Annotated in this window: 18 protein-coding genes; 14 read left to right on the top strand and 4 right to left on the bottom strand. The window is 64.6% G+C overall.

Features of this window, described 5'->3' with window-relative positions; translation table 11 throughout:
* Positions 1 to 41: 41 nt before the first annotated feature.
* Both ctaD and coxB read right to left on the bottom strand, forming a co-directional pair.
* Positions 42 to 1,706 (bottom strand): cytochrome c oxidase subunit I, encoded by a 1,665-nt coding sequence (gene ctaD / locus AC1DVS_RS04495; protein ID WP_478020610.1) that lies wholly within the window; start codon positions 1,704 to 1,706, stop codon positions 42 to 44.
* A gap of 3 nt (positions 1,707 to 1,709) precedes the next feature.
* Positions 1,710 to 2,858 carry a cytochrome c oxidase subunit II gene (coxB, locus tag AC1DVS_RS04490; RefSeq protein WP_478020608.1) on the bottom strand — a complete coding sequence of 383 codons (1,149 nt, stop codon included), beginning with the start codon at positions 2,856 to 2,858 and terminating at the stop codon, positions 1,710 to 1,712.
* A gap of 238 nt (positions 2,859 to 3,096) precedes the next feature.
* Between coxB and pyrE the strand changes: the two genes are divergently transcribed.
* From pyrE to maiA, 7 genes are all read left to right on the top strand, one after another.
* Complete coding sequence (pyrE, locus tag AC1DVS_RS04485; protein WP_478020606.1) at positions 3,097 to 3,681, top strand: orotate phosphoribosyltransferase; 585 nt, start codon at positions 3,097 to 3,099, stop codon at positions 3,679 to 3,681.
* Positions 3,678 to 4,418, top strand: a complete 741-nt coding sequence (locus AC1DVS_RS04480) for a pyridoxine 5'-phosphate synthase (RefSeq protein ID WP_478020604.1) — start codon at positions 3,678 to 3,680, stop codon at positions 4,416 to 4,418. Before pyrE ends, AC1DVS_RS04480 begins: the two co-directional genes overlap by 4 nt.
* A complete protein-coding gene (locus AC1DVS_RS04475; protein ID WP_478020602.1) occupies positions 4,415 to 4,957 on the top strand; it encodes an NADAR family protein in 543 nt (180 codons plus the stop codon). The genes AC1DVS_RS04480 and AC1DVS_RS04475 overlap by 4 nt, the downstream gene beginning before the upstream one ends.
* A 136-nt stretch (positions 4,958 to 5,093) precedes the next feature.
* Complete coding sequence (gene acpS / locus AC1DVS_RS04470; RefSeq protein ID WP_478020600.1) at positions 5,094 to 5,507, top strand: holo-ACP synthase; 414 nt, start codon at positions 5,094 to 5,096, stop codon at positions 5,505 to 5,507.
* Entirely contained in the window at positions 5,504 to 6,451 is a 948-nt protein-coding gene (gene lepB, locus AC1DVS_RS04465; protein ID WP_478020599.1) for a signal peptidase I, read from the top strand. The genes acpS and lepB overlap by 4 nt, the downstream gene beginning before the upstream one ends.
* Entirely contained in the window at positions 6,452 to 7,516 is a 1,065-nt protein-coding gene (locus AC1DVS_RS04460; RefSeq protein WP_478020597.1) for an AI-2E family transporter, read from the top strand. It begins immediately after the preceding gene.
* A complete protein-coding gene (maiA, locus tag AC1DVS_RS04455) occupies positions 7,513 to 8,139 on the top strand; it encodes a maleylacetoacetate isomerase (protein WP_478020595.1) in 627 nt (208 codons plus the stop codon). The genes AC1DVS_RS04460 and maiA overlap by 4 nt, the downstream gene beginning before the upstream one ends.
* Here maiA and AC1DVS_RS04450 read toward each other — a convergent pair.
* Positions 8,136 to 9,230, bottom strand: coding sequence for a glycosyltransferase (locus AC1DVS_RS04450; protein WP_478020593.1), 1,095 nt, complete (start codon positions 9,228 to 9,230; stop codon positions 8,136 to 8,138). The genes maiA and AC1DVS_RS04450 overlap by 4 nt on opposite strands.
* 249 nt (positions 9,231 to 9,479) lie before the next feature.
* Here AC1DVS_RS04450 and AC1DVS_RS04445 point away from each other — a divergent pair, with 249 nt between their 5' ends.
* Genes AC1DVS_RS04445 through AC1DVS_RS04435 form a run of 3 tightly spaced genes read left to right on the top strand, consistent with a single transcriptional unit; the run spans position 9,480 to position 12,151 of the window.
* A complete protein-coding gene (locus AC1DVS_RS04445; RefSeq protein WP_478021257.1) occupies positions 9,480 to 10,349 on the top strand; it encodes a hypothetical protein in 870 nt (289 codons plus the stop codon).
* Positions 10,336 to 10,875, top strand: coding sequence for a DUF2141 domain-containing protein (locus tag AC1DVS_RS04440; protein WP_478020591.1), 540 nt, complete (start codon positions 10,336 to 10,338; stop codon positions 10,873 to 10,875). Before AC1DVS_RS04445 ends, AC1DVS_RS04440 begins: the two co-directional genes overlap by 14 nt.
* Before the next feature lie 55 nt (positions 10,876 to 10,930).
* Positions 10,931 to 12,151, top strand: a complete 1,221-nt coding sequence (locus AC1DVS_RS04435; protein WP_478020589.1) for a glycosyltransferase — start codon at positions 10,931 to 10,933, stop codon at positions 12,149 to 12,151.
* On the opposite strand, the gene AC1DVS_RS04430 is transcribed toward AC1DVS_RS04435, so the two are convergent.
* Positions 12,130 to 13,689, bottom strand: coding sequence for a hypothetical protein (locus tag AC1DVS_RS04430; RefSeq protein WP_478020587.1), 1,560 nt, complete (start codon positions 13,687 to 13,689; stop codon positions 12,130 to 12,132). The genes AC1DVS_RS04435 and AC1DVS_RS04430 overlap by 22 nt on opposite strands.
* 134 nt (positions 13,690 to 13,823) lie before the next feature.
* Here AC1DVS_RS04430 and AC1DVS_RS04425 point away from each other — a divergent pair, with 134 nt between their 5' ends.
* From AC1DVS_RS04425 to AC1DVS_RS04410, 4 genes are all read left to right on the top strand, one after another.
* Entirely contained in the window at positions 13,824 to 15,449 is a 1,626-nt protein-coding gene (locus tag AC1DVS_RS04425) for an alkaline phosphatase D family protein (protein WP_478020585.1), read from the top strand.
* A 71-nt stretch (positions 15,450 to 15,520) separates the two neighbouring features.
* The gene (locus AC1DVS_RS04420) at positions 15,521 to 17,173 is read left to right on the top strand and encodes a nucleotidyltransferase family protein (RefSeq protein WP_478020583.1); all 1,653 of its coding nucleotides are present in this window, start codon (positions 15,521 to 15,523) and stop codon (positions 17,171 to 17,173) included.
* Positions 17,163 to 19,157 carry an acyltransferase family protein gene (locus tag AC1DVS_RS04415; protein WP_478020582.1) on the top strand — a complete coding sequence of 665 codons (1,995 nt, stop codon included), beginning with the start codon at positions 17,163 to 17,165 and terminating at the stop codon, positions 19,155 to 19,157. Before AC1DVS_RS04420 ends, AC1DVS_RS04415 begins: the two co-directional genes overlap by 11 nt.
* Positions 19,158 to 19,243: 86 nt before the next feature.
* A complete protein-coding gene (locus AC1DVS_RS04410) occupies positions 19,244 to 20,491 on the top strand; it encodes a 2OG-Fe(II) oxygenase family protein (RefSeq protein ID WP_478020580.1) in 1,248 nt (415 codons plus the stop codon).
* The last annotated feature ends 3 nt before the right edge of the window (positions 20,492 to 20,494 follow it).

The raw sequence follows: 20,494 nt of genomic DNA, 5'->3' as shown, positions 1-20,494 counted from the left end.
GGAGGGGAATTTTCATCTGCCGCCGCGGGCGGCTCCGGTCGTCAGTCTATACGGGGCAGCGTCTCGAACTGATGGTAAGGCGGCGGGCTCGACAGCGTCCATTCAAGCGTCGTCGCGCCGTCACCCCAGGGGCTGTCGCCGGCTTTCTTGCCTGCGGCCAGCGACCAGAACAGGTTGACGAAGAACACGAGCATCGAAACGCCCATGATCGCATAGCCATAGGAGGCGATCGTGTTCCAATGCTCGAGCGCCGGGGTGTAATCCGGAACGCGGCGCTGCATCGCCTGCAGGCCGAGGAAATGCATCGGGAAGAACAGGATGTTCACGCCGATGAAGAACACCCAGAAATGCACATGGCCGAGCGCCTCGTTCATCATCCGGCCCGACATTTTCGGGAACCAGTAATAGAAGCCCGAGAACAGGCTGAACACTGCGCCGAGGCTCAGCACATAGTGGAAATGCGCCACCACATAATAGGTGTCCTGCATATTGTCGTCGACGCCGCCATTGGCGAGCACCACACCCGTCACGCCACCGACGGTGAACATGAAGATGAAGCCGATCGCCCACATCATCGGCGTCTTGAAGCTCAGCGAGCCGCCCCACATCGTCGCGATCCAGGAGAAGATCTTGATGCCGGTCGGCACCGCGATCACCATCGTCGCCGCGGTGAAGTACATCTTCACATCGACCGATAGGCCAGTGGTGAACATGTGGTGCGCCCAGACGACGAAGCCGACCACGCCGATCGCGACCATGGCATAGGCCATGCCGAGATAGCCGAAGACGGGCTTTTTCGAGAAGGTCGAGATCACCTGGCTGACCATGCCGAAGCCCGGCAGGATCATGATGTACACTTCGGGGTGGCCGAAGAACCAGAAGAGATGCTGGTACAGGATCGGATCGCCGCCGCCAGCCGGATCGAAGAAGGTGGTGTGGAAGTTGCGGTCGGTCAGCAACATGGTGATGGCAGCAGCCAGCACCGGCAGCGCGAGCAGCAGCAGGAAGGCGGTGACCAGCACCGACCACACGAACAGCGGCATCTTGTGCAGCGTCATGCCCGGCGCGCGCATGTTGAAGATGGTGGTGATGAAGTTGATCGCACCCAGAATCGAGCTCGCACCGGCAAGGTGGAGCGCGAGGATCGCCATGTCGGTCGACGGCCCCGGCTCGCCATAGGTCGATAGCGGCGCGTAGAGCGTCCAGCCATTGCCCGCGCCGCCGAAAAAGGGCGAGGAGAAAAGCAGGATCATCGACGGAATCAGCAGCCAGAAGCTGATATTATTCATCCGCGGGAAGGCCATGTCCGGCGCGCCGATCATCAACGGCACGAACCAGTTACCGAACCCGCCGATCATCGCCGGCATGACCATGAAGAACACCATGATCAGGCCGTGCGCCGTGATCAGCACGTTCCAGAAGTGAAGCGATTCGTCGAGGCTCTGCGGGCTCTGATGGACGAAGCTCGCCCAGGTGCCGAGATACTGAATGCCGGGATGCGCAAGCTCGAGGCGCATCAGCCCCGAAATGGCGCCGCCGACGATCCCCGCGAAGATCGCGAAGATCAGGTAGAGCGTGCCGATGTCCTTGTGGTTCGTCGACATGAACCAGCGCTGGAAGAAAGCCGGCTTGTGATCGGCATCGTGATGCGCGTGATCGTCATGATGCGCATCGAACGCTGACGGATGAAGGGCGGTGTCGGTCATGTCTTACTGTCCAGCATTGCCGGCGCCGGCGGGATTAGCCGTGGCAGCCTGATTGGTGGCGGGAGCGGCGCTGGTCGCATTCTCGACCGGTCCGGTGGTGTTGGCGATCTCCGAGGTGTTCGTCTCGAGCGCCGCGCCGGGCTGGGCGGGCGTAGCGGTCGAGGGCTTGCCTGCGGCAGGCATCGTGCCGCCCTTGGCCTTGACCCAGGCTGCGAACACCGCCGGCTTCACCGCCTCAACGGTGATCGGCATATAGCCGTGACGGGCGCCGCACAGTTCCGAACAGACGCCGTAATAAACGCCTTCCTTCTCGATCGTGAAGCTGGTCTCGTTGACCCGGCCGGGCACTGCGTCGAGCTTGATCCAGAAGGCCGGGATCGACCAGCTGTGGATCACGTCGTTCGAGGTGGTGAGCAGGCGGATCGGAACGCCGACCGGCAGAACGACGCGATTGTCCGTCGCCAGCAGCTTCGGGCCATCGGCGTCGGTGCGGGTGCGCTCGCCCGGCTGACCTTCGCCCTGCTCCTTGAGCATGTTGGAGGTGATTTCGAAGCCGCCATTGTCAGGATATTGATAGCTCCAATACCATTGGTTGCCGATCGCCTTGAGCGTAACGGCACCAGCCGGTGCTGGCTTGAACTGGGCGGCAAGCAGGCCGATCGACGGCGCGGCAATCAGCGCCAGGATGATCACCGGAACGGCGGTCCAGATGATCTCGATCAGGGTATTGTGCGAGGTCTTGGACGGCACCGGATTGGCGCTCGCGCGGTAGCGGAACATCACCCACAGCAGCAGCACCAGCACGAACAGCGAGATGACGGTAATGACCGGAACCAGGATGTAGTTGTGGAACCCCAGCGCACGTTCGCCATTCTTCGTAACCTGCGGCTGCATGCCATATTCACCGGCAACCGGCATGCCGATGCCCGGGGTCGGCAGCATCGCCGGCGCGCCGTCCATGGCCAGCATCGGATCAGTCGGTGCCGCAGCGGCGGGCTTTGCGGCGGCCGGAGCCGCGGCTGGCGTGGTACTCGCCGGCGCAGCTACCGGCGCGGCGGCCGGTGAGGCCGGCGCCAGCGGCGTGGCATGGCCGACACCGGCCAGCGCGAGCCCGGCGGCCAGTATGATCGACTTGAGACCCAACATGCGCATCGTGATTCGTTACCCCTGACGGATGCGCCGCAGGCCCGGCGCCCGGACGCGAATACGCCCGTTTGGGAGGGCCTATACGCGTAGGTCCCCAGTGTCTCAAGCATGTCGCGCGCGTTTTTTGACAGTGGCGTTGCACCATGCGCACCGCACTCCTATCAACCCCGCGCACGAAGAGCGGCGTTCGCGACCAGGCCGGTCGATGAAGAGGCCCATCTACTTAGAGGAATGCGCCCGCATCATGACCGACGAAGAGATCCTGGCCGAGTTCCGCGCCGCCGACGCGCTGCTTGAAGGGCATTTCATCCTTTCCTCGGGGCTGCGCAGCCCGCGTTATCTGCAATGTGCGCGCGTGCTGATGGATCCCGCGCGCGGCGCGCGCCTCGCAAACGCGCTCGTCGAACGCCTGCCCGAAGAGGTGCGTACCCGAATCCAGGCAGTGGTCTCGCCGGCCATGGGCGGCGTGATCGCCGGACATGAAATGGCCCGCGCGCTCGGCGTCGAGGCGATGTTCCTCGAACGGCCCGAGGGCGTATTCGAGCTGCGCCGTGGGTTCCGCCTCGCGCCCGGCACCCGCGTGCTGATGATGGAGGACGTCGTGACCACCGGCCTCTCCTCGCGCGAAGCCATCGCCGCGATCGACCGCGCCGGCGGCGAGACCATCGCCGCGGCGGCTTTGGTCGATCGTTCGGGCGGCACCGCCTATCTCGGCGTGCCGTTCTTCCCGCTGATTCGGCTCGATGTGCCGACCTATAGCGCCGACGCACTCCCGCCAGGGCTCGCAGCGATCCCCGCGATCAAGCCGGGCAGCCGGGCCGCGGCATGACGGTTCCCGCGCCCCCCTCTTTACGTTTGGGCGTCAATATCGACCATGTCGCGACCGTCCGTAACGCGCGCGGCGCCGGCTATCCCGATCCGGTCCGCGCCGCCCTCGTCGCCGCCGAGGCCGGTGCCGACGGCATCACGGCGCATCTGCGCGAAGACCGCCGCCACATCACTGACGACGATATCGCCCGGCTTTCCGAGCAGCTGACGATTCCGCTCAACCTCGAAATGGCGGCGACCGACGAAATGCTGGCGATCGCGCTGCGCCATCTGCCGCACGCCGCCTGCATCGTCCCCGAAAAGCGCGAGGAACGGACTACCGAGGGCGGGCTCGACGCCGCCGGCCAGCATAATCATCTCCAGCATCTCGTCGACGAGCTGGGTCGGGCGAAGATCCGCGTGTCCCTGTTCATTGAACCCGACCCCCGCCAGATCGACGCAGCACTCCGCCTCGGCGCGCCGGTCGTCGAGCTGCACACCGGCCGTTATGCCGAACTTTCCGGCGAGGCCCAGGCCGAAGAACTGCGCCGCCTCGCCGATGCAGCGGCGCTGGCCGCGAAGAACGGTATCGAGGTCCATGCCGGCCACGGCTTGACCTATGACAATGTCGCCCCCATCGCCGCGATCCCGCAGATCCGCGAGCTCAATATCGGCCATTTCCTGGTGGGCGAGGCGATGTTCGTCGGCCTCGGCGAAGCGGTGCATCAGATGCGCGCGGCAATGGACGCCGCACGATGACCGAAGAGCGTTTCACCTTTTTCTGGAGTGGCCCTTTCTCGCAGTGGCACCCAAGCCGATTCACGATCGACGGCACCGTCTATGTGACCGCCGAGCAATATATGATGGCGGAAAAGGCCCGGCTGTTCCGCGACGAGGAGATTCGCGAGCGCATCCTCGTTGCGACCGACCCGCGCGATCAGAAGGCGCTCGGCCGGAAAGTCCGTTTCTTCGACGCGGATCGCTGGAACGCGGTCGCGCGCGAGGTGGTCTATCGCGGCAACCGCGCGAAGTTCACCACTCACCGCGACCTGCTGACGATCCTGCTCGAGACTGAAGGTACAACGATCGTCGAGGCGAGCCCGCTCGATACGATCTGGGGAATCGGCCTCGCCGCCGACAGCCCGGACGCGCACGACCGGACAAGGTGGCGCGGCACCAACTGGCTGGGCGAGGTGTTGACCAACCTTCGCGACAGGTTGCTTGAAGAGCAGAGGGCCGGGGGCATTCCGGAGCTGGTCGAGCGAGCGTCGCGCAAGACCAAGGACGGAGCACGGTGATCTCCCCCTCCCAGCGGGAGAGGGAAGGGGCCCATGCCGTAGGCATGGGAAGGGTGAGGGCGACCGTGATGGACCCGTCACCCTCACCCTTCCGCCGCTTCGCGGCTCCCTCCCTCTCCCGCTGGGAGAGGGAAATATGATCATCGGCCTGGGCTCCGATCTCTGCAATATCGAGCGTATCCAAGCGTCGCTCGACCGGTTCGGCGAGCGGTTCGAGAACCGCGTCTTCACGGAGATCGAGCGCGCCAAGGGCAATCGCCGGCCCTTCACCAAGGCCGGCACGCTCGCCAAGCGCTTCGCCGCCAAGGAGGCATTTTCCAAGGCGGTCGGCACCGGTTTCAAGCGCGGCGTGTTCATGAAGGATATTGGCGTGGTCAACGCCCCGTCGGGCGCGCCGACCCTCGCGCTGACGGGCGGAGCCAGGGCAAGGCTTGACGCACTGACACCAGCGGGCCACCTCGCGATGGTACATCTGACGCTAACCGACGATCATCCATGGGCGCAGGCATTCGTGGTGATCGAGGCGATCAGGACCGAGGATAGAGAATGAGTGAGGAGTTCGCGTTGGACGCACTACCCGAGCAGGAGGCCGCGCCCGGTGCGGAGCCGGCTAGCGACGCGCGTTCGAAAACCGATTGGTGGGGCGAGGTCAAGGGCATTGTCTGGCTCGTCCTGGCCGTGCTCGGCTTCCACAGCTTCATCGCCAAGCCTTTCTATATCCCGTCCGAATCGATGCTGCCCGGGCTCGAGGTCGGCGATCAGCTGATCGTCACCAAATATGCCTATGGCTGGTCCTTCGTCTCACCGACGATCCCTAATCCGGTCGCGATCTTCCGCAGCCTCGTGCTCCGCCAGGAGAATGTCGAGAGCTGGGGCGTCCAGCTCCCCTTCATCCATGGCCGGCTGTTCGGCCGCATGCCCGAGCGCGGCGATGTCGTCATCGTCACCCCGCCGGGGCGCAACACCGATTATATCAAGCGGCTGATCGGGCTGCCCGGCGACCGGCTCCAGGTGATCGGCGGCACTGTGTACCTGAACGGGACAGCGTTGAAACGCAGCGCACCGCACGACACCTTCCTCCCGGTCGACGCGAAAACGACCTGCGACGACAGTGAATATCCAGGCGCATTGACGACCGGAAAGGACGGCAAGCAATATTGCCGCCTCCCCCTCATCACCGAGACGCTGCCCAACGGCCGACATTATGAAACGGTCGAGCTCGGCTATAGCGACGGCGACAATTACGGACCGGTCACGATTCCGGCGAACCATGTCTTCCTGATGGGCGACAATCGCGATCGCAGCGCCGACAGCCGCTTCCCGGTCGAGGCGATGGGCCTGGGCGGACCGGTGCCCTGGGAGAATCTGGGCGGCCGCGCCGAGTTCATCACCTTCTCCAAGAGCGGCAATGGCAGCTGGAACCCCCTCACCTGGCGTCAGAGTTTCCGCTCCGGCCGGGCAGGCACCTCGCTTCACCCGGCGAGCGACAAGTAGATGGAGACCGCAGCCGATCAGGTCGTGTCGGAACCCGGCCCGAACGAGCTGCGCGATCCTTTTGTCCGCAAGGAACTGAAGCGCGCCACCATCTGGCTCGGCCTCGCCGCGGGGATGGCGCTGGTGGTGCTGCTGATCCAGCCCCTGCTGATCATCTTCGGCGGGCTGGTCTTCGCCTCGATGCTCGATGGTGGGGTCCGCCTGCTCGGCCGCATCCTGCCGATCCCGCGCGGCTGGCGATTGCTGATCGTCATGCTCTGCGTGGTCGCGTTCATCCTCGGCGTCTTCTACATGACGGGGGTCCAGGTCGCGGCGCAGGCGGAGCAGCTTCGCCTCACGCTGGAGATCCAGGGTAACCGGATCATCGCCTGGGCCTCGGGCCTCGGGCTGATGCCCGGCCGCGCCGACATCAACGGCCTGATGCAACAAGCAATGGGGTCTTTCGGCAAGGTCACCTCCTTTGTCGGCTCGGCGGTCGGCGCAGTCGCGAGCCTGCTCATGGTGGTGGTCATCGGCCTGTTCGTGGCGATGGAGCCGCGCCTCTATGATCGCGGGCTGCAATGGCTGGTCCCATCCGACGCGCGCCCCGAATTCGCCATCACCATAGACCGGATGGCGTTGACGCTGCGCCGCCTGCTCGCGGGGCGACTGCTCGGCATGCTGTTCGAGGGGACATTGATCTGGATCGCGCTGACGATCGGCGGCGTGCCGATGGCGCTGGTGCTCGGCCTGATCGCCGGCGTGCTTGCATTCATCCCCAATATCGGCGCGATCATCACCGGGGTGCTGATGGTCGCAGTCGGCTTCAGCGCCGGCGTCCACACCGGCTGGTGGGCAGTCGCCACCTATTTCATCGTCCAGAATTTCGACGGCTATGTCGTCATCCCGATGGTCGCGCGGCGAACCGTGGACATGCCCCCCGCCCTCACCCTTTCCTCGCAGATCCTCGCCAGCACCCTGTTCGGGGTGATCGGCCTCGCGCTCGCCGATCCCATGGTTGCGATGATCAAGGTTGCGCTCGAGCGCAATTCGGAGCGCGCCATCGGAGACGGGAGCGCGGCATGATCCGGCTTTACGATTATTGGCGATCGTCCGCCGCCTATCGGGTGCGGATTGCGCTTCACCTGAAGCACGTCCCCTATGAACGCCATGACATCGCACTGCTCGAGGGCGTGCACCGCTCGCCTGAGAATCTAGCGCGCAACCCGCAAGGGTTCGTGCCGACGCTCGAGGTGGATGGCGAGACGATCACCCAGAGCCTGGCGATCATCGACTATCTCGACGCGCTCTGGCCCGATCCGAAGCTGGTGCCGCAAGAGCCACTCGCCCGCGCCCGCGTGCTCGCCCAAGCACTGGTGATCGCCGCCGATATCCATCCGGTCGACAATCTCCGGATCCTGAAGCGGCTCGAAAGCCAGTTCGGTGCTGACCAGGCGGCGAAGGACGAGTGGTATCGGCACTGGATCATAGAAGGCTTCACCGCACTCGAGGCACTTGCGGGTCCCGGGCCGTTTCTCGGCGGAGAGTCCCCCAACCTCGCTGACGTCTGCCTCGTGCCGCAGATGTTTAATGCCCGGCGCATGTCGGTCCCGCTCGATGCGTTTCCCAAGCTGGTAGCTGCCGATGCGGCCGCTGCAGACGTCCCGGAGATCGCCGCTGCCCATCCGGATCGCGTGAAAATCGCTTAACCGCGTCGTCGCTCAGCCACCACCGCATCGAACAGATCGAGATAATGCAGCGCGGCGTTGGTGCCGGGCTCGGGCACCGGCATCGGGCGAAGCCGGTTCGGGGCAAGCCAATGGTCGAGCGCGTCGACCAGCGCCCGCGCATTCCCCGCCGGCACCACGCTGCCATGAGCCGGCGACGACACGATCTCGCGAACCGCGACACTCGAATCAGTGGCAATGACCGGCGCGCCCTCGGCAAGCGCCTCGCGCAGCACGCCGGGTACGCCCTCGAAGTCTGAGGTCAGCACCACCGCAGCGGCGCGCGCGAAGGCGGGCCTGGGATTGGGATCATAGCCGGGCAGGTGAACCCTGCCGCCAAGCCCGAGCGCCGCGATCTGCGCCTCGAGCGCAGGGCGCGCCTCGCCCTCGCCGAGGATGAGAAGCTCGGTATCGCGCTGAGCAAGCTGGGGCAGCGCTTCGATCATCCGGTCCCAGCGCTTCTGCTGGGTGAGCCGCCCCACGCCGAGCAGGAAACGCGCGCTGGGTAGCCAGGGTGGCGGCGATGATGCCTGCACTTGCACCGGTGGATTGGGAATCACGCTGACCCGACCGGGTGCGATATGCATCGTCGCGATCGCCTCGTCGCGCATCGCCGGCGACATCGCGACCACATGATCGACAAAGCCGGGATGGAGCCTAAGCCAGGCACGATAGCCCTGCGACACGCCGAAGGGCTGATCGGTACGCGCCAGGCGATTCGAGACCTTGGCGACGATTGGCGGGCAATGCCGGCCAAGCCGCAGCTTCATGAAGGCGGCGACGCCGCTGTAATGATTGCCCGGGCAGAACACGATATCAGGCGAGATTTCGCGCACCAGCCCGACAAGAGCGCGCATAGCCCCGATCGACGGATCGCCAAGCACGCGAAAATCGACGCCCTCGGGCAGCTCAGCCGCGAGAGGCCCGCTCGCATCCCCGATCAAAAGGGTGACGCGCCGGCCCATTTCGCTCCAGCTCCGGGCGAGACGCAGCAGGGCACGCTCGACCCCACCGCCGTTCAGCGTCTGGGCATAGGCCAGGATATGGGCAGCGGCGGGGAGTGGGCTCAACATGTCGATTCGGGGCTGTAACGGCCAATTGTCGCAGAAGTTTCGCGGTGCAGCAAAAAATGGACATGATTGCGGCGCAGGTTGCAAATTGCGGCGGGCACGCGATCTAGCTATGGCGCGCCAACCCCCGGTCCAGACCGGCATAGAGTGGCAGGTCGATACGACGTGGACGGATTGGGTACAAAAATTCCTATTTTAGACAATGTGAAAGCGCCCCTGGTGGCGGTCCCCGATATCGCGGGACTCGAGCCAATGGAGACGCTGAAGCGGCGCTGGCCGATGGTGTTCGGCGCCCTGATCACGGTTGCGATGATCGTCGGACTCAGTCGCGAGCTGCTCGGATCGGGGCTTGCGGGGCTTAGTCGGGCCGTACCGCACAACCCGCTTTTCTACATCGCCTTCGCCCTGCTCTATATGTCGTCACCGGCCGGCGACTATATCATTTTCAGACGGCTCTGGGGCATCCCGCTGTCCGGGCTGGCCGCGCTTCTGAAGAAGCGAATCGCGAACGACGTGGTGCTCGGCTATTCGGGCGAGGCCTATTTCTACGCTTGGGCGCGGCAGAATGCGAAGATGGTGGCAGCGCCCTTCGGCGCGGTGAAGGATGTCAGCATCCTCTCCGCGATCGCCGGCAATACGATCACACTGGCAATGGTCGCGGTCGCGCTTCCGCTCGGCGTCGAAATGCTGTCGGCAGCACAATTGCATACCGTCGAGACATCTGCCGTCGTCACCTTCGCAATGTCGCTGCCCTTCCTGATCTTCTCGAAGCGCGTTTTCTCGCTGCCACGTGCGAAGCTCTGGTGGATTTTCGCGGTGCACTGCGCGCGGCTGATTTCGGGTTCGGTCTTCATCGCTTTCGCCTGGCATTTCGCCCTGCCGGGCGTCTCGATCGGCATGTGGCTGATCCTGGCCGCAGCCCGATTGCTCGTTTCGCGCCTCCCATTGGTGCCGAACAAGGACCTTCTTTTCGCCAATTTCGCCATCATATTGATCGGTGAGAATGCAGCGCTTTCGGAACTGATGGCGATGACCGCTGCTTTAGTGCTGCTGGTCCATATCGTTTTGATTGGTTCCTTCAGCCTGTACGGTTTGTTGAGGACGAAGAATGAAGTTGCTTGAACGTGTAAGCGCCGCCGCAATCGGCGCCGCGATGATGCTGGCTGTAACGCCACAGGCGCAGGCCGGCGTTCTCGGCAGCGACAGCGCTGCCTGTACGGGCGGTGCCGGCCCCGCGATTCGCGCCAATGTCTCGGGGCTGAAGGATCGCAGCGGCGAACTGAAGCTCGAGCTCTATCCCGCCAACGAAGCCGATTTCCTGAAGGACGACCGCGACTTGGTCAAGGAAGGCAAGTTCTTCAGGCGCATTCGCGTGCCGACACCCCAATCGGGTGCGATCGCGCTCTGCATCAAGGCCCCGACGCCGGGACGCTACGCTCTGCTCTTCACCCATAATCGCGACGGCAAGAACAAGTTCGATTTCTGGGTGGATGGCGCCGGCTTCCCGAGCAACGTGAAGCTCGGCCGCACGCGGCCCAAGCTCGGCATGGCGGTGATCAATGTCGGCCCGGGCGTGACTGTCACGGATATCCGCGCGCAATATCTGCGCGGTCTGGGCGGGTTCGGGCCGATGGGCAACGGCAACTGATTCGCGGCGCGTGACGCGGTCCCCGAATCAAGCTCTGCACGGAGCCTCGAAGCCCATGCGAATCGTCGACGTCAATGAATTCTACTCCCCGACCGGCGGCGGGGTGCGGACCTATATCGACCGGAAGATGGGAATCATGTCCGATTTGGGGCATGAGCTGATCGTCATCGCCGCCGGCCGTGAGGACATGGTCGAAGAGCGACCGGGCGGCGGGCGCATCATCTATGTCCGGGCATCGCGCCTCCCCTTCGACAAGAATTACGGCCTGTTCTGGGATGCTGCGCCGGTCACCCGGCTGCTCGACGAACTCAAGCCGGACGTGGTCGAGGCCTCATCGCCATGGCGCCCGGCCTGGATCGTCGGCGAATGGCAAGGCGACGCCGTGAAGGTGTTCTTCATGCACAACGACAATGTCGCCGCTTATGCGATGCGCTGGTTCGAAGGGCTTGCCGCCCCCGACCGTGTCGAGCGCGCCTTTGCCTGGTACAGCCGCTATATGGACCGCTTCCTCGACAAATATGATGCGGTGGTGACCAACGGCCCTGCGCTCGAGAAAAGGCTGAAGGCGCGAGACGTCCGCATCGATGCGGCAATGCCGCTTGGCATCGAGCGCGGCCATTTCTCACCCGACCTCCGCGACGAAAGGCTGCGCACTGCGCTTCTCGCGCAATGTGGACTGCCGCCGGAAGGGCATTTGCTCCTCGGCCTCGGCCGGCATCACCCCGAAAAGCGCTGGCGGCTGGTGATCGACGCAGTCGAGCGCGCAGGGTCCTCGCTGCCGGTCGGCCTGATGCTGCTCGGAACGGGGGTGGAAAGCCGCTCTATCGAGAAGCGAATCGCCGGCAGCCCGCATATCCGGATGTTCCGCCCGGTCTATGATCGCGAGCGTCTCGCCCGCATCGTGGCGAGCTGCGATGCGCTGATCCATGGTTCGGAAGCTGAGCCGTTCGGGCTGGTCGCCTCCGAGGCGATGGCGGCGGGGCTACCGCTGATCGTGCCCGATACCGGCGGCTGCGCCGAAGTCGCCGATCCTCATAGTTCGGAACTCTACACGGCGCGCGACGCCGAATCGGCTGCGATGGCGATCGAACGCCTGTTCGCACGCGATCCCGCCATGCTACGCCGGGCCGCCATTGTCGCCGCGGGCAAGGTGCGCAGCGACCGCGAGCACACTGTCGAGTTGATGGATTATTATGCCGGCCTGGTGGCGGCGAAACGCAATGCCGTCCACCCCGGCCTTTACGCGGCCGGTCTTTACGGGGCCGCCCGCTCGTAGATCTCGATTGCCTGAGCGCCCAGTTGGCGAGTGGCCCGCAGGCGATAGTACCGCTTCATCTCAACCATCGCCATCGCGCGCAGCTCGGCACGTTCGCCGGGATAGGGCGGTCGAAACACGACGATCGCCGGCTTCAGCGCCAGGATGCGGGTGATTTCAGCCTGTTGATCGGTCCCGATGGCACCTCGCTCGCGCACCCGGCCGAGGTGGCTGGGGAAATGATAGCGCGACAGGGCGCAGCGACCGCTGGCGGGGTAGAGCAGGCTTTCCCCCGAAAACACGAAAAGACATCCTGGCTTCTGGTCGGACCCATTGCCAATCGCGTTCACAACGCTGGCGAACTGCGCCGCCGTGCCGCGATTATGGCGTTTGATGACAAGCAGGGTCTGGCCGCCGAGAAAGCCGATCAGCAGCAGGGGCAGGACGATGCGGCGGCCGCTGCGGTGATCGCCGAAGAAGCCGCTCGCGCAGATCGAGGCGGGCACCAGCAAGGGCAGGGCGTAATGCTCGAAATAGGAGCCGAATATGAGCAGTCCGAACAGGGCAGCGCCGAGCCACGCGAACAGCCAGGTCCGGATCACGCGCTCCGCCGGCTCCGCCTCGCCGCGTGATCGCCAGGTGAGAATGCTCGCGGCGATCAGCGGCGAGACGATCAGCGCGATCTTCATCAGATTGGCGAATTGCTCGAGCAGAGGATCGGGCTGGCGTGCGATGATCGAGGTGAGGTTGGCGAAGATCCACGCCTCATCCGCCCCCATCCGGTGCCAGGCGAACCAGGCGACCGCCGTCGGCAGCAAGGCTGTTGCGGCCAGCCCGGCACCCAGCGGCATTATCGACCAGCGCCGCCCCGCATGCCATTCGTGCCACAACAGCCAGAGACCGAAGAACATGCCTTCGAACACCGCTGAATATTTGATCTGAAGCGCAAGCCCGATCAGCGCCATTGCGGTAAAGCCCGGTAGGAGGCTCCCGCCCCCCCCGTCCAGACCTGGGCCCCGGCCCGGCGCGATCAGTGCAGCCGCGCCGACGACCAGCAGATTATAGAAGATCGGTGCCTGCCCGCCCTGCCCGTCGAGGAAATTGACCCACAATATATAAGCGAGCGCACCGGCGAGTGCCCCCTTGCCCCACCCTGCCCGCTCGGCGAGCCGGGCGATCAGCCATGCCGTGGCGACCAGGCTGGCCAGCGCCATGATCTGATAGGCCCAGATGCCCGCCTTCAGCCCGAACATCGCAGGCGGCAAATAGAGGATGAACAGGCCAATCGGCTTGCGATCCCAGATGTCGATATAAGGCGTCGCGCCGTGCAGCCAGCCATAGGCAGTGCCGAAATAGAATTCCTCGTCGACATGAACGATCGGGTCGCCGAAGGTGATCGCGCGCGCGACCAGCGAAGCCAGCAGGAGGATAGCAACCGTAAATCCCGGGCGAGAGCCGGCCACGCCGTTCGCCGTCAGCCTCTCCGCGACCTGACCGTAGAAAGTGCCGATGCGCGTGCCCGGGGCGGCGCGATCGTTAACAGTCAGGGCGTCGCGCATAATTCTCCGATTCGGTGCCGCGCGATTTTTTTGAAGAACCGGGCTCGGTCGGCCATAATGATCCGCGGCACGACTGTCACGAAGCCGCCATATCAGCCGCCCACTAGGGAGCCGTGCACGACGGGGAGAGGCCCATGACCATGAGAATCGATCGCCGCTCCTTCCTGCTCACCGGCTCGGTGGGCCTTGGCGCATTTGCCGTCCCGGGTTTTGCCCAGATGCCCAGTGTCAGCCATGCGACCGGCTTCACTCATTCAGTCGCCTCGGGTGAGCCTTCGGCCGATTCGATCCTGCTCTGGACTCGCTACATTCCMGCCAGTGGCGACACGGTCGAGCTGAAGGCCGAGATTTCGGAAACCGCCGATTTCGCCAGGATCGTCTCGGGCGGCGCGCAGATCACCGGGCCGTGGCGCGACCATACGGCGAAGATCACCGTCAGCGGCCTCGCGCCTGGGCGGCACTATCATTTCCGCTTCATCGCACCCGATGGCACTATCTCGCCGATCGGCCGAACCAGGACATTGCCTGAGGGTCCGGTCGCGAGTTTCCGCACCGCGATCTTCTCCTGCTCGAACATGGCCTATGGCTATTTCAACGCTTATGCCCATGCCGCTGCGCGCGACGATCTCGATCTCGCCATCCATCTCGGCGATTATTTCTACGAATACCGAACCGGCGATTACCCCACCGCAGGCGATGCCGTTCCCGGCCGCAAGCTCGAGCCTATGGGCGAACTGATCCACCTGGCCGATTATCGGGTGCGTTATGCCAGCTACCGCAGCGACCCCGACCTCCAGAAGCTCCATGCGCGCGTGCCCATGATCGTCCAGTGGGACGATCACGAATCCGCGAACGACAGCTGGGAAGGCGGCGCCGAGAATCATCAGGCGGAAGAGGGCGACTGGAATGATCGCCGCGCTGCCTCGATCCAGGCATATCGCGAATGGATGCCGGTCTCGGACGAGCCGTGGAAGGCCTATGATATCGGCACGCTTGCCACCCTGTTCCGCACCGAGACCCGGCTGCTCGCCCGCACACGCCAGCCCGATGTCGCCGCCCTGTTCCAACAGGCCGATCCAGTCGCGGCGCTGAAGGCGTTTCGGGACGGTGCCTGGGCAGATCCTGCCGTCACGATGATGGGGTCGCAGCAGGAGGATTGGCTGGCGCATGCGATGCGCGCCTCGGTCAAGGCAGGGCAGCAATGGCAGGTGGTCGGCTTCGGCACGATTCTGGGCCAGACGGTGATGCCCACCGAGGCCGAGAGCTGGGTCGCGCCCGATTCATCAAAGCGCGCGAAGGACCTCATCCAGTCCGGCATTGCAGCGGCGAAGCTCGGCCTGCCCTTCAACTATGACAATTGGGGCGGCTATCCCGCTGCCCGTGCCCGCTTCCTGCGATCGGCACAGGGGCTCGGCGCCAACCTGGTCGTCATTACCGGCGACAGCCACAATGCCTGGGCCTATGATCTGGGCCAGGACGGCAAGCCCGCCGGCGTCGAGTTTGCCGGGCACAGCGTCACCTCGCCAGGCTATGAAGCTGGAGTCAGGAGCGATCCAAAGGCCGTCGCGGCCGCGCTCATCGGCGCCAATCCCGAGCTGAAGTGGTGTGACACAAGCCGGCGCGGCTATATGGCGATGACGCTGACGCCGACCCTGGCACGCAATGACTGGGTGATGGTCGAAACCGTAAAGACTGCTTCGGCCGCCGCCGGCATCGGCCACAGCGCGAGCGTGAAGCGCGGTGCAAATATAATGATCTAGCCTGTCTTTGCCTTGACTCCCCAGCTGGAATACCGTGCTGACAAGCCGGGCTTCAGGGGGAGGACCAACGGGTGGAACAGGTCTGCGGACTGGCAGGGGCCGCGGCGGCAGCGCTCTCGGGCCAGCCCGCGAGTGCGCTAGAGTCCGTCGATCTGGCGCTCGCCGGAGCGCACCGGATTACGCCGCTACTCCACATCGCCCTCGGGACGACCCGACCCGACCTTGCCGCGCTGTTCGAGGAGAATGCGCGAGCGCAGGCGGCAAGCCGGTCGATACTGCATGAGATCGCCGCGCTTTCAGCCGACAAGGGTTTCGCCTGGCTGGTCCTGAACGGAGAACCTCAGGCCGAACGCCTGTATCCCGATCCGGCCTGGCGCGCCGCAAGCGGGATAGGCATTCTGGTTCCAGCCGGTCAGTCGCGAGCCATCGCCGATATATTGCAGGCTGCCGGCTGGTCCCCACTTCCAGGTCCTGAACCGGCCGCGTCGCTGGGGCGCGCCGGCCTGCGTACCGATCTAGCGACCATGCTGGCGAGCGAGGCCGGAACGATCGCACTCCACGAGCGCCTGTTCTTCGCGCCCGGGCCGATCGGCGATCTGCTCACCAGCGATGGCGCCCGCCCGCGGCAGTCGGCCGGGCCGGGCGATATTCCGGCGCCCGAACTCGGCGCGGCGATGGGGCTCGATATCCTGTTGCGCGGCCATATGCGGCGCTGGGCCAAGTTGAAATGGCTGCTCGACTTTTCCGCGGCAATGCACCGCCTCGACGGCGACGCGCATGCCCGGCTGATAGCGATGATCGCGGAGGCGGAAATCGAGCCGCTGGCCGTGGCGAGCCTGCTCACGCACCGCGCACTGCTTGGTAGCTTGCCCGAAACCATCGAAACCTGGCTCACCAGCCAGGCGATCACTCCGGAGATTGCCACCCGTCATGCGATCCACCTCGAAGCGATCACGGCTACCGCACCGACAACGATTGAAGCGCTTCCCTCCACAGACACTTCTGGTGCGCGCGGGCTGAAGCGCCTGTTCGCCAACCGGGTCACGCGCAGCATCCGGGCGCGGCTCGCGCGGCGGACGCGATGGTCCGGCCAATATCAGCGCGATCCCGCCACCCGATTCGATCGCTACCCGCTCGCCTTCCATTTCGCCCGCGACCAGCTCGGCGACGAGGCGGCGACGCGCATCCTGTCGTTCGGCTGCTCGACCGGAGAGGAGGTGTTCACGCTGCGCCACTATTTCCCCGCTGCGACGATAAAGGGAATCGAAGTCGATCCCGCCCGCATCCGCATCTGCGAGGAGCGGTTGCGCGAAAGCGGCGATTCCCGAATTGCGTTTCAATGCGCCGCCGATGCGAGTGGCGAACTGCCCGAGAGCCATGACGCGGTGTTCTGCATGGCAGTGTTCCGCGACCCTGCGCTCGACGCGCCAGCGACGCGCAGCACGGCCGGCCATATATCGTTCGACGATTTCGAACGCGGCGTCGCCGATCTTGTGCGCAGCCTGAAGCCCGGCGGGCTCCTGTTCGTCGAACACAGCAATTTCAGGATATCCGATACCGGTTCGGCCTCGGTGCTCGAGCCAGTGCTGCATGCCGACCCACCAAGATCAGCCAGCCACCCAGGTCTTTACGGCCGTGACGGCTGCCGGCTCGATGTCCTCGAGGACCGCACCCTCGGCTATCACAAACGCCCCTCCGCCCGGAAAATATCGAATGAGCCCTGACCCTGAAGCGGCCGGGGCCCATAAGGGCTATCGCCCCGAAATCGACGGCCTGCGCGCGATCGCAGTCCTCGCAGTGGTGTTGTTCCACGCACGGCTCCGTGGCTTTGGCGGCGGGTTCATTGGCGTCGATGTCTTCCTCGTCATCTCGGGCTATCTGATTGCGCAGCTGATCCTGCGCGAAAGCGAGGCCGGCAGCTTCACGCTGGTCGGCTTCTACGAGCGGCGGGTGCGGCGGATCCTGCCGGCATTGCTCGTCATGCTGGTTGCCTCGGGCCTTGGCGGGCTGATCCTGCTGCCGGTCGATTTCACGCTGTTCGGGGAGAGCCTGACCGCGATCTCGTTATTCGCGTCCAATCTGCTGTTCTGGCGCTGGGACGGCTATTTCAACCTCACCGACGATGCGACGCCACTGCTCCACACCTGGTCGCTGGCGGTCGAGGAGCAATTCTACATCTTCTTCCCCACCTTGCTCCTGCTTGCGCGCCGGGGCGGACGGCGGATGGTGCAGGCCTTACTGACGGCGACGGCGCTCGGCTCCTTCGCCTATAGCGCCTGGGCGACGCACGGCCATGCGGAGATGGCCTTTTATTCCCCCCTGTCACGCGCATGGGAGTTCCTGGCCGGCGCCCTGCTGGCCTCGGGCATCCTCCCGAAACCGCGCCAAGTGGTCGGCGACATTGCCGCTGCGCTGGGAATCATGCTGATCGCCTATACGGCGCTGCATCTGCACGACACCTCATCCTTTCCCGGCGTGAATGCACTCCCGCCGGTGCTGGGAAGCGGGCTGATCCTGTTCGGCACCGAAGCGCCAGAATCGCGCGTCGCCCGCTTGCTGGGCGTTCGTCCGCTCGTCGCGATCGGGCTGATCTCCTATTCGCTGTATCTCTGGCATTGGCCGTTGATGGTGTTCGGCGGCTATTACGCCTCCGAACCTTACGGCCCGATCCGGATCGCGATGGCACTGATCGCCTTCCCCATTGCCTGGCTGTCCTGGCGCTATGTCGAGCTGCCGTTCCGTAAACCTCGCCAGTTGCTGTCCCGCCGCACCCTCTTCTTAAGCGCCGGGGCAGCCAGCGGCGTGCTGGCGCTCTACGGTGCCGTGATTTACCGTACCAACGGCATTCCGGACAGGTTCGATCCGGCAGTCCAGCGCCTCAGCGAGCGAGGGCCCGAGCCCGATTATGGCTGCGCCAACCGCACGATTGAGGACATACGCCGCAACCAGCGTTGCCTGATCGGCGGCGCCGGGCAGCGCCCCAGCTTTGTTCTGTGGGGCGATTCGCACGCGGCAGTCTATTTCCCAGCCCTGGACATGCTGGCGCGCCGCTACGGCGTCTCCGGCTATGACGCCGCCAAGCTCGGCTGTCCGCCGTTGATCCCGATCCGGGCGCGTGACAACCGCCCGGGGAAATGGATGCTCCGCGCCGACAAGATCAAGGAGTGCGATGCGCACAACGAGCAGGTTATGCGGTTCCTGGTGGAGACGCGGCCTCGCGTCGTGCTCCTCGCGGCTGAATGGGGAGTCTATTCGGACGGGAAGCACGCCTTGGCTGAAGCACCGGATCGCGATCGCCTTCCATTCGACACCAGCGTCGAGAAGCTGCGCTCGCTCGGGATCCAGGTTTATGTCGTGCAGGATGTGCCGAGCGCCTCGCTCGCCGAGCCCCGGGCACTGGCCAAGGCGCATCTCACCGGCGCCACTGTTGAGCTCGAGCCGAACCTCGCCGCCTATCTGCAACGTGATGTCGGGTTTCGCACCATGTCATCCGATCTGCAGCGGCGCGATTTGATCAATATCATCGATCCCGCACTTCGGTTGTGCGATGCACAGACCTGTCGCGTCACGCAGGGGGGCTATCCGATCTACTATGACAGCAATCATCTCAGCGCGCGCGGCGCCCTTTTTGTGGCGCCAGTGTTCGAACCAATGATGCGCTTCCTCGCCGCGCCGGCACCAATCGCCAAGAGCGTGCCGACCCAATGACGGCGAAATTCAATATTATCAGTGCCCAGGGCGCTTTCTGAGGTCCGTGACTGGTCCCGAAAGCCGAAATGTGGAAAAGAGGCGCCATGAACGTAGCTCAGAACTTCGCGACCGACACGCACTTGCCCTTCCGGGTCGATGTCGAACCTCCCAAGATGATGACCATCAAGGAGGAAATGGCGATCACGCGGCGTGCGCTCGAACGTAATCCGGGATCGTTCGAGTTCCGGTTACGCATGGCGCGGTTTCATTACACGCTCGATCAGTTCGACGAGGCAGTCGATCTGCTCGAGGAACTGAACCGCGAAGGCGATGATTTTGGCGCCGTCCATTTGCTCGGCGGCACGTTATTGGCTCGCGAGACCCACAAGGACACGCTGCGCGCAAAGGAAATCCAGGCACGCGCAGCCGATATCGCACCCGACGTGGAGAACCGTGCCCGCGCCCTTGCCGCGCTCGGCAAGGCCCAGATAAGGCTTTCCGAATTCGATACCGGGCGCAAGACTCTGGAAGCCGCGCTCAACGACAATATCCACAACAAGGATGCCTATAAACGCCTCGCGATGCTCGACTTCCAGATGGAGCGTACCGAGGCGGCGCTGGAATTCGCTGACGATCTGGTCGCGCGCGGCGTCGCCCATGCCCGGGTGCTCGGCATCCGCCCGCTGGCACTCGCCAAGCTCGGCCGCACTGAGGAGGCGCGCGAGGCCTTCGGTTTCGATACCTATCTGCACAAGGCGATACTGCCACCGCCTCCCGGCTGGGACACGATCGAGGCATTCAACCGCGATCTCGCGGCCGAACTGATGTCGCATCCCGGGATCCGCTATGAGCGCTACGGCGTCGCCTCGGCGCATAGCTGGCGGATCGACGAACCATGTCTGCGGCGATCCAAAATGGTGCCGCTCCTCCAGCAGCTGATCAAGCGCGAGGCCGAAACCTATGTCGCGAGCCTCGGGGATCGCAGCGATGCCTGGCTGGGCCAGCGCAAGCCGAGCGGCTTCCTGCATCATTGGTCGGTGATCACTGATGGCGATGGGTTCGAGGAATGGCATGTCCACCAGAATGGCTGGCTGAGCGGCGCCTATTATGTCGACATCCCCGACTTCATCCTCAACGGTGACGGCCCTGGCGGCTGCGTCGCCTTCGGCCTGCCGGAGGGCATTGTCGGCGACGAGCCGCATGAGAGGTTCGGCACGCGGCTGTTCAGGCCGTGTTCGGGGCTGGTGATGATGTTTCCCTCGCATTCCTTCCACCGGACCTATGCCCATCATGGCGACAAGCGCCGGATTTGCCTGGCTTTCGACATTGCACCGCACGAAGACGCAGTTTAGCTG

This window comes from Sphingomonas sp. P3_C5 (genome assembly GCF_056402635.1).
Note: the sequence above shows the minus strand (reverse complement) of the source record. Positions and strands in the feature narration are given on the sequence as shown.

What these genes read in the sequence shown, in the direction of transcription:
- AC1DVS_RS04435 (WP_478020589.1), top strand. Translation starts at nt 10,931, where the DNA reads ATGCGAATCGTCGACGTCAATGAATTCTACTCCCCGACCGGCGGCGGG.
- pyrE (WP_478020606.1), top strand. Translation starts at nt 3,097, where the DNA reads ATGACCGACGAAGAGATCCTGGCCGAGTTCCGCGCCGCCGACGCGCTG.
- AC1DVS_RS04430 (WP_478020587.1), bottom strand. Translation starts at nt 13,689, where the DNA reads ATGCGCGACGCCCTGACTGTTAACGATCGCGCCGCCCCGGGCACGCGC.
- AC1DVS_RS04460 (WP_478020597.1), top strand. Translation starts at nt 6,452, where the DNA reads ATGGAGACCGCAGCCGATCAGGTCGTGTCGGAACCCGGCCCGAACGAG.
- ctaD (WP_478020610.1), bottom strand. Translation starts at nt 1,706, where the DNA reads ATGACCGACACCGCCCTTCATCCGTCAGCGTTCGATGCGCATCATGAC.
- AC1DVS_RS04415 (WP_478020582.1), top strand. Translation starts at nt 17,163, where the DNA reads ATGAGCCCTGACCCTGAAGCGGCCGGGGCCCATAAGGGCTATCGCCCC.
- AC1DVS_RS04410 (WP_478020580.1), top strand. Translation starts at nt 19,244, where the DNA reads ATGAACGTAGCTCAGAACTTCGCGACCGACACGCACTTGCCCTTCCGG.
- AC1DVS_RS04480 (WP_478020604.1), top strand. Translation starts at nt 3,678, where the DNA reads ATGACGGTTCCCGCGCCCCCCTCTTTACGTTTGGGCGTCAATATCGAC.
- maiA (WP_478020595.1), top strand. Translation starts at nt 7,513, where the DNA reads ATGATCCGGCTTTACGATTATTGGCGATCGTCCGCCGCCTATCGGGTG.
- AC1DVS_RS04440 (WP_478020591.1), top strand. Translation starts at nt 10,336, where the DNA reads ATGAAGTTGCTTGAACGTGTAAGCGCCGCCGCAATCGGCGCCGCGATG.
- coxB (WP_478020608.1), bottom strand. Translation starts at nt 2,858, where the DNA reads ATGCGCATGTTGGGTCTCAAGTCGATCATACTGGCCGCCGGGCTCGCG.
- AC1DVS_RS04450 (WP_478020593.1), bottom strand. Translation starts at nt 9,230, where the DNA reads ATGTTGAGCCCACTCCCCGCCGCTGCCCATATCCTGGCCTATGCCCAG.
- AC1DVS_RS04475 (WP_478020602.1), top strand. Translation starts at nt 4,415, where the DNA reads ATGACCGAAGAGCGTTTCACCTTTTTCTGGAGTGGCCCTTTCTCGCAG.
- acpS (WP_478020600.1), top strand. Translation starts at nt 5,094, where the DNA reads ATGATCATCGGCCTGGGCTCCGATCTCTGCAATATCGAGCGTATCCAA.
- AC1DVS_RS04445 (WP_478021257.1), top strand. Translation starts at nt 9,480, where the DNA reads ATGGAGACGCTGAAGCGGCGCTGGCCGATGGTGTTCGGCGCCCTGATC.
- lepB (WP_478020599.1), top strand. Translation starts at nt 5,504, where the DNA reads ATGAGTGAGGAGTTCGCGTTGGACGCACTACCCGAGCAGGAGGCCGCG.